Below are 8454 nucleotides of genomic sequence, written 5' to 3'. Positions count from 1 at the left end.
CTACCAGGTTGTGCAGGAACTTGATCAGGTTGCGCAACAACTACCCGGCTCCAGCAACCTGAAAAAAGCAGAGATACTGGAGGGCACTTTCAGGTTCGAGAGCGGCGTCAGTGCCGCCGACAGCGTCGCTCTGACCGGCAGGCTTGCACCGGATGCCAATCATTGGCTTGGCCCCTATACCCTCAAGCGCTTGCCCGGCGACGCGGACATGGAATTCAAGGCAGCTATCCGTCACGGCCTGCCCATCCCGGTTCCAACCCTGTCCTCACCTCGGCTGGGCGACACCTATATATTGCGCCTCCACGAATATGCAAGCCAGCAGAGCATCCGTTTCGATATCTTTAAAGCGGACCCGGTCGGCTCTCCGAACAGCGGCCTGTTTCGCTTCCATTTCAAGATCACCGCTCCTTACAAGGAAATGCTTGATTTTCTGGTCAACTCGCCTGTGCTCAGCGAAGCGCTGGTTGAGCGAATCAGTTTTGTAAAAAGCAACGCCGCATCCGTCACCGTGGAGGGCTGGGTCTATCTCGGCGACCTGGTGCTGGAGCAGGCGCAGGCCGTTGAATACCGCCAACAACTCGCCAAAGCAAGGCAAAGCGCCTTGGGCGCCAAGAACCCATTCACCGGCACAGACAGCGCCCAAGGCACGCGTGAACCGCTCGAGTCCGCATTGCTGGTGGACCTGGCCGTGGCGGGTGTTTTTGGCCAAGGAAGTGAGAAGTTTGCGCTGGTGATGCACAAAAAAACGCCTCCCCAACTCTACAGGGTGCGGGTCGGAAACTATCTCGGGCCCGAGCGCGGGAAGATCATCTCCATTACAGACAAGGAAATTGTGATCGTCGAGCAGGTTCAAGACGCGGAAGGCAAAAAAAACGAGCGTCGCTCCGCCCTCCCCGTCCCCGCTCTTGGCAAGCCGCCCTGGGCGCAATAGCAGCGGTCAGGTTCAATACGACAATCGGTCTTCATGGCCCCGCAAAACGCCGCGCAACGATTGACAACCGCGCGAACCGGCGGGCCCACTGTGCCTTGGCGCGACATGCTCCCGGCCGACCACGCCGGCGCCTACGCCATCCAGGACGCCACGCTCGCGGCCATTGGCCCCGTCGCCGGCTGGAAGGTAGGCGCCAAAGGCCCGCACGCCGAACCGCGTTGCGCTCCGCTTCCCGCATCAGGCATCCATGCGTCCGGCGTCACGCTCACAGGCCCCGCCTGGCGATGGCGCTGTGTCGAGCTTGAAGTCGCCTTCCGGCTTGGCCGCGACCTGGACCCCAAAGGCAGGCTGCTTGCACCCGCTGAACTGGCCGAAGCCTTTGACGCCGTGCAGCCGGCTATCGAGGTGGTGGAAAGCCGCTTGCTTGATGGCCAGACGGCCGACCCGCTGGCCCAGTTGGCCGACTTGCAATGCCACGGCGCCTTGGTGCTGGGCAGCCCGTCAGCTTTTGCGCCCGCTCGGCTGGACTTACGCACGGTAGAGGCATCACTAGACTTCGGCACAGCATCAGCAGCCCACACGCACGGCGGCAACCCGGCGCAAGACGTCTGGCGCCTGCTGTCGTGGCTTGCACGGCACTGCGCCCGGCGCGGCCAGCCGCTTCGCGCGGGCCAGATCGTGACCACCGGGTCCTGTACCGGCCTGCTGACCGCACCCCTGGACGAGACGGTGCGTGGTGAAATAGCGAGCGTCGGCGCGGTGGAGCTGCGTTTTGAACGCTAGGCGCAGGTAGCCAGTAACGCCAGTCAACCAGTAAGAGGTACCCCGTGAACTCATCCATTGCCCATGCCGAACTTATCGCCACTTTTAGAAGGGCGGAAGCAGAGGCTGCCCACAAGTCCGGATTAATCAAGGCGGCTGCAGCCAAAGGCCCCAAGGCGATCCAGATGGCCGTCGAGACAGCAGACAAGGCAGCAAAACGCCGGGATGCGTACGCGAAAAAGCTCGCGGCGCTAGGGGTGGAGCTCAAGGTCTGAGCAATATCCGGCGCCCTCCCCGCGAAGGACAAGGGTTGGTTGCGGATAATCGGGATTTGGAGAGAAACCCGATGCAAACAGACGCACCAGAAGACGCACCAGAAGACGCACCAGAAGACGCACTGGACGAAGCACCCGACGACGAACCGGAGCCGATCGAGGAATACGTCCCCGGCGTCGCCAACGGCCGGCATTACATGGCCAGGCTGTGCCACCTCCCTGACGGTCCCTGGTACATCGATGTCGTACACGTTGAATCGCTGCCGCCCCTGCACGACAGCGACAGGACCTGGCCCACGCGTGCTGAAGCCGTTGAGGCGGCAGACAAGCTGGTTTCCAATCTGGCGCATTGACGGAAGACCCGGCGCCCCTCCTGGCGCGCAAACGTAACGGCGCGTTAGTGCCCTTGTAGCCCGGGCAAGCACCTCCATTTGAAACTCAGCAGCCCGCCGGGCCTGCATCTGCACCCAAGGAGCTTTCATGTTCAAACGTCTGACCCTGCTTTGGGTTGTGATACGCGGCGATGCCCGGCGGCTGTGGACTGCCCTGCGCCATCCCGAAGCGCCCGTTTGGCTGAAATGGGGTACAGCAGCGATTGCGCTCTACCTGTTCTCCCCCATTGATTTCATCCCCGACTTCCTGCCGGTCATCGGAATTGCTGACGATCTCGTGCTGGTTCCGCTGGCGATCCGGTGGCTGCTCAACCGCCTGCCGCCCGGGATCGCCGATCCGGCGCCGAAGCGTTCGGCCTGAGCACTGGCGATGCTGTAATGGGCATCCCAAGCCAGTTCGCCATTTCAGCTCGCCCTTTCTATTGATGCCCACACGCCCCGTTTCACTGAACATTCCGCTCCCTTCGGGCGGCACCACCTCCGGCCTGCTGCAAAAACCTGCCAGCGCCAAGGCGTGTTATGTGTTCGCCCACGGCGCAGGCGCAGGCATGAACCACGCCTTTATGGAGGCGATTGCTCAGGGCCTCGCGGAACGCGGCATCGCCAGCTTGCGCTTCAATTTTCTGTTCATGGAACAAGGCTCCAAACGACCGGACTCCCCCGCCGTTGCCCATGCGGCGATCCGGGCGGCAGTTGCTGAAGCGGCGCGGCAAATGCCTGATGTGCTGCTGTTTGCCGGTGGCAGGTCCTACGGTGGTCGCATGAGCACGCAGGCGCAGGCGGCTGAGCCATTGCCCGGACTAAAGGGCCTTGTGCTGGTGGGCTTTCCATTGCACCCAGCCGGCAAGCCTTCAACCGAACGCGCCGCGCACCTGGACGGCGTGAAGCTGCCGATGCTTTTTCTGCAAGGCACACGCGACGGCCTCGCTGATCTGGACTTGATCACCCAGACCACGGCAAGCCTCGGTAAAAAGGCAACCCTGCACATCGTGGATGGCGCCGACCACGCCTTCCATGTGCTGGTGCGTTCAGGCCGCACCGATGCGCAGGTGCGCGAGGAATTGCTGGACACCATGGCCACGTGGATGACGAAGCACCAGCGTACAGCGTGATCGTCGGTTCCCTGATGTACCAGGAGAGCCGCCTGGCGCTCTGTAGGGAGTGTGAGGCAAGACAAATACCCGCTTAAACCTGACCGCCGCTAGGCATGGCTGCTGACAGGCGATGCGCCTTATGCGCCCCAGACTGGCCTGACTACGAAAGCCCGTCATGCCGTTCGATACCCCTTCCTCTCTTCGCCTTGTAACCCCACAGCTTTCCCGGCTCTCCCGTCGCACCCTCGTCACTGCCTTGTGCCTCACCGGGCTGGGCCTGGCCGGCAACGGCGCATGGGCGGCCAAGCCCAAAAACACGGCGGCGGGCAACCAGCCCCTTGACACAGAAGCCTTCAACAACGCCACCGACAGTCCCTTGCTGCGCAGTGGCAGCAAAGGCGCAGCGGTAGCGCGCGCACAGATCATGCTGGACCGGGCCTGGTTCTCCTGCGGGGAGATCGATGGGCGCTTTGCCACCAACATGCAGCGCATGGTCAAGGCCTACCAGATCGCGCACGACCTCAAACCCACGGGCACCGTCACTGCGGAAACCTGGGCTTCGTTGCGCAAGGACGGTGCTCCGCTTCTGACAAGCTATACCGTGACAGAGAAGGACGCAGCCGGCCCGTTTGAAAAGACGCCTGTGGCGATGGACGAGCGCGCGAAGATGAAAGCGCTGGTGTATGAATCGGTGGAAGAAGCGCTGGCGGAAAAATTCCACACCAGCACCGGCTACCTCAAGCAGCTCAACGGCGGCATCAACATCGAGGCCGGCAAGCAAATCACCGTGCCATATATCGCGGTCAGCGCCATGCCGGTCAACGCGGTTTCCATCGAAATCGACAAGTCCGAGCGTGTGCTCTACGTGCTGGACACCGCCAAGCGGTTGGTGGCGGGTTTTCCCATCAGCATAGGCAATGAAAAGAACGACCCGCTGCCGCTGGGCATGATGGCCATCAAGAACGAGGTCAAAAATCCCGGCTTCACCTACAACCCTGCGCTGCTGAAAAACGCACCCAAGGATGCGCAAAAGGTCGACATCGCAGCCGGTCCCAACAACCCCGTCGGCACCATCTGGCTGGGCCTGACCAAACCGCACTGGGGCATTCACGGCACACCCAACCCTTCCAATGTGGGCCATTCCGAAACCAATGGCTGCATTCACATGACCAACTGGGACGCAGAACGCCTGTCGACCCTGGCGAAAGCCGGCTTCAAAGTGAGTGTCAAGGCTTGATGGCATCCACACCCGCCCGCCTCAAGAGAACGGCGTTTGCCATCTGCGCGTTGCTGGCCGTGGCGGCAGGCGTGATGCTGGGCACGCGCAAGGAAGAGGCAGTTACACAAGTCATACAGCCCGCTACACCGCCAGCCCGCCAGGCGCTGGTGCCCGCCGTGCCGGCAAGAGAGGCCGACAAGCCACCGCTTGTGGTTCAGACCATAGAGGCAGCCGCGCCCTCACCTGCCCTGCCGCCCCCACCCGCATCTGTCGCCGATGACACGGACATTTCGCAGTTACGACTACGCGTCCTGACACTTCCGGTGCAAGGCGTCATGCCCGCCCAGCTCAGCGACACCTACACCCAGGCGCGCGCAGCAGGAGCCCCGCATGAAGCCATAGACATCATGAGCCCACGCGGCACGCCAGTGCTCGCCGTCGAGGACGGCAAAGTGGCCAAGCTGTTCCTGAGCAAGCCAGGCGGCATCACGATTTACCAGTTCGACCCGGCCAGCCAGTACGCGTACTACTACGCCCACCTGGACCGCTACGCCGAAGGCCTCAGCGAAGGCGCCAGCCTGCGCAAAGGCCAGGTCATCGGCTATGTCGGCAGCACCGGGAATGCATCTCCCGACGCACCGCACCTGCACTTCGCGATCTTCAAACTGGGGCCGGAGCGCCAGTGGTGGCGCGGCGCACCGCTGAATCCTTATCTTGTCTGGCGCGACGCCAGGCCGTAAACAACCCGGCCGATGACGTGCCGGCTCATGCTGACGCGCTATGCACTTGCCAGCCTGGCAAGCGCCTTCACCCCTGCCTTCCTGAACAGTCGCGCACCTAACCGCAAACCGCCGCAGGGCAGGCGGCTCCTTCACGACCTCAACGACCACGCAAGACCTGAACAACAGATGGTTGTTGTTATCGAGGCCGAGTGCATCACGCTTTCGCGGGTATAAATCCTGCATTGCCACCTATTTCTGCCGATAGTTGGCTTGAATATAAGATCGGCGCGATCACCAAAAACAAGCTTGCTGCGCAAGCCGCCTTTCATCGGAGGGAGACCGATACGTGAAAACAGCAAATACCCACGCAAAAGAGCGTGGCCCTGAAAACCAGAGGGTGGGTTCTGGTTTTTTGTGCCCTGGCCTTGCCGCCGACGAGAAACAGGCTCACTCGTACCGCCCGGCAGCCCGGGCAGCGATACAGCCATGACACGAACCCTGCGCGCCATTCTCTGCAGCATGCTTCTGCTCCAGAACGGGGCTTTTGCGGCCAATGCCTCGTCCGTGCCGACTCCCTTCACCACTGCGTTGTACGGAACACCTGTGGGCAGCAATGCCGCGCAGGCCTACTTTCTGGTGAATGTCTTGCGCAGTGCCGAAGCGCCCAAGGCGGACATTGAAGCCTTGCGCAGCGAACTGCTGCATGGCTATGTGGCGCAGGTCACCGGCGCGCCGCCACCGCCGGCCCTGGCTGTGCCAGAGCCCAGGACCAGCGCCTGGAAGTCATTCCTGCGCCGGTTGCCGGGCGGTTCGAAGGCGCCGGTCGACGATGTGGCCGTGGCCATCGCGCGCGGCCGCCAGCGCGACGACGTGATGGGCCCCGCTTTCCGCGCTACCTGGCAGGCGGCCTTCAACCAGGCACTAGCCCTGCGCTGGGAATCAGGCGCCTCGCGTGCGCCCCTCTTCACCCTGGAGATGCGCGACATGCAGCCCATCGCGCCCGGCATCTGGGCTGCGCCTTCTGCCGAAGGCCAGGTACGCCTGATGCTGTCGCTGCGCCTGGCCAATACCAGCTCCGTGCCGCTGCCGCTCTACCGCCCCGACATCGTCTTGCAAGGCACGCTGCGCTTTACCTGCGACTGGGACCGGGTGCGAGCACCGCAAAGCGTCATGCGAGCCAATGAAGTCACCTTGCTTCAGCCCGGCGCCGAGTCCGGGCCACTGGCGTGCGAGGCCCCTCCGGCGGCCGGGTACTGGCGTGAGCAATTGGCTGCGCTGCAGGCGGCCAACGGCAAGGCAGGCCTGCAGACCGTGCTGGTCCCGCATGACCTCGACAGTGCCCAGCGCCTGTACCACACAGAACTGGCATTCGCGAATGCATCGCCATTAAGAGTCAGCTGGAGCCAGCGCCAGCTGAAGGCCCGGCACGAGCCGTACCGCCAGTGGTCCCCTGCCAAAAAAGCAATGGACCCACCCGAGTCGGGCAGCCTGACGGCTGCACCGCATCACGGATGGAAGGCAACCGTCACACTGCTGACTACCTTCCTCGGCGCTACCGTGTTGGCGCTCGGCCTGTTTGCCKGTGGCCGCGCGGCGCGTAGCGCGGGCGTGCCGGAGGGCATGGTTGCCGTTGTCACGGTGCTGCTGGTAGGCGGCGCGTGGGTGCTGGCCACTGTGAAACTGGGCGGTGGCGGCACGGGTTACGACCATCCCCTGTATCTCGGCATTGCCCTGGGGGCGGGCTTCGTCGGGCCGGTGGTGCTGGGTGTGGTGGCCCTGCACGCCCTGCACAAGGTGCTGGACGACGAGGATATGGAATGGTGGCAGGCCGTAGCCACCGGCTGGCGCCTTACGCTGAACGTCACCGCAAAAACCAGCCGGGCCGAGTTCTGGGGCTTTCTGGCGCATTGCGCCTGGTTGTGGGCGCTGGCGCGTGTCTGCCTCATGCCGCTGGACCGCTGGATAGGCCTCGCCTTGCTGGTCCCGGTGGTGACGCTGACGGCCCGCCGCATGCTCAGCATGACGAGTCAGGAATGGCTCGAGATGGGGGTGTTCGTGGTGTGCCTGCTGCTGCTTGCGCTGATGTGAGGTGCTGCGAGATGGTGACGAAGTTGCGGGCACCAAAAACAACGTTCCTGACTTGCTCTCAGGCCGTCGCCAGCTTGGCGGGTACGGCCGACTCTTTCTCCTGAACCACCGCATATTCCACAGCCAGCCGCAGCATCGTGGGTGTAACGTAGTGGCGATGCACATAGTCAATGGCCGCCATGTAAAAGCGGCCAAAAGCATTCTTGCAATGAACCCGCGTACCCAGCATCACATCCACATGATGCTTGTCGACGATTTCCACGCTGACACAGGACCTGAACAGCAGATGTTTGTCATTGGCGCCCAGAATGACCTGCGCCTTGGTATCGGCTGTATTAACGCTTTGGTCAAGCACCGGGTAGCGGTTGGCGAACAGGTTGCTGGTGTCCGGTGACAACAGCGAAGACACGGGGCAGCCCAATGGCGATGTACGCAGGCCCAGGGGTTTAACCAGAACGTTGCGCAGCGCCATCAGATTGGACACACCGCTGGGCGCATTGAGCAGAAAGCCCTCCAGGACCGCGGCAAGCAGATTCGTGGCGCTGGTGTGCCCGAAGTTGGTACCGGTCACGCGCAAGCGAAAAGTGTCTTCATGATGGACGCGCAGGTTGGTCAGTTGCTGAAGCAGCAGCGAATCCACTGGTGGGCTACTGAGCTCCTTCACGCTTCGGGCGGATCCGCCATGTGACAAAAAGCCCGACGCCCCTTTCCACGAACCCCACAAGCCTCGCATCACGCCTGCGCCGCTGCGCACAGTGTTGCATACCACTCGATGGAACGTCCCGGGTGGAGCATCCAGCGACAAAGTCGTGGTCGGCACGGTATCGGCCTTGAAGTCCTTGGCCTGAAGCAACGCCTTCACCTCGTCCGGCAGCAACTCCGTCAATGATGGGATACTCGCCTTATTGGTCAGCACCTCCTGTTTCAAAGACTCCGACAAATTGCCGCCCAGTTCATTGGTATGGCAAGAC

11 protein-coding genes are annotated in these 8454 nt (G+C 62.6%); 10 read left to right on the top strand and 1 reads right to left on the bottom strand.

The features are described 5' to 3' along the window. From AC1DWI_RS07200 to AC1DWI_RS07155, 10 genes are all read left to right on the top strand, one after another. Window positions 1-931 (top strand): pilus assembly protein PilP (locus AC1DWI_RS07200; protein ID WP_477724596.1); only part of this gene is annotated, 931 nt, incomplete at its 5' end. 33 nt (window positions 932-964) lie between these two features. Further along, on the top strand, window positions 965-1714 hold the full coding sequence (locus AC1DWI_RS07195) for a 2-keto-4-pentenoate hydratase (RefSeq protein WP_477669465.1): 750 nt from the start codon (window positions 965-967) through the stop codon (window positions 1712-1714). A 44-nt stretch (window positions 1715-1758) separates the two neighbouring features. After that, entirely contained in the window at window positions 1759-1968 is a 210-nt protein-coding gene (locus AC1DWI_RS07190) for a hypothetical protein (protein WP_477669464.1), read from the top strand. A 71-nt stretch (window positions 1969-2039) separates the two neighbouring features. Continuing rightward, window positions 2040-2321 (top strand): hypothetical protein, encoded by a 282-nt coding sequence (locus AC1DWI_RS07185; RefSeq protein ID WP_477669463.1) that lies wholly within the window; start codon window positions 2040-2042, stop codon window positions 2319-2321. Between the two features lie 127 nt (window positions 2322-2448). Next, window positions 2449-2721, top strand: a complete 273-nt coding sequence (locus AC1DWI_RS07180) for a YkvA family protein (RefSeq protein ID WP_477669462.1) — start codon at window positions 2449-2451, stop codon at window positions 2719-2721. 64 nt (window positions 2722-2785) lie between these two features. Beyond that, a complete protein-coding gene (locus AC1DWI_RS07175) occupies window positions 2786-3472 on the top strand; it encodes an alpha/beta hydrolase family protein (protein WP_477669461.1) in 687 nt (228 codons plus the stop codon). A 157-nt stretch (window positions 3473-3629) separates the two neighbouring features. Further along, entirely contained in the window at window positions 3630-4691 is a 1062-nt protein-coding gene (locus AC1DWI_RS07170) for a L,D-transpeptidase family protein (protein ID WP_477669460.1), read from the top strand. Next, window positions 4691-5413, top strand: coding sequence for a M23 family metallopeptidase (locus tag AC1DWI_RS07165; protein WP_477669459.1), 723 nt, complete (start codon window positions 4691-4693; stop codon window positions 5411-5413). The genes AC1DWI_RS07170 and AC1DWI_RS07165 overlap by 1 nt, the downstream gene beginning before the upstream one ends. Window positions 5414-5440: 27 nt before the next feature. After that, window positions 5441-5629 (top strand): hypothetical protein, encoded by a 189-nt coding sequence (locus AC1DWI_RS07160; protein WP_477669458.1) that lies wholly within the window; start codon window positions 5441-5443, stop codon window positions 5627-5629. A 252-nt stretch (window positions 5630-5881) separates the two neighbouring features. Beyond that, window positions 5882-7483: a hypothetical protein gene (locus tag AC1DWI_RS07155; RefSeq protein WP_477724595.1), complete on the top strand. Its 1602-nt coding sequence runs from the start codon at window positions 5882-5884 to the stop codon at window positions 7481-7483. 58 nt (window positions 7484-7541) lie between these two features. Here AC1DWI_RS07155 and AC1DWI_RS07150 read toward each other — a convergent pair. Continuing rightward, window positions 7542-8454 (bottom strand): DUF2867 domain-containing protein (locus AC1DWI_RS07150; protein ID WP_477724594.1); only part of this gene is annotated, 913 nt, incomplete at its 5' end.

The organism is Polaromonas sp. P3_C2 (assembly GCF_056402675.1).
Note: the sequence above shows the minus strand (reverse complement) of the source record. Positions and strands in the feature narration are given on the sequence as shown.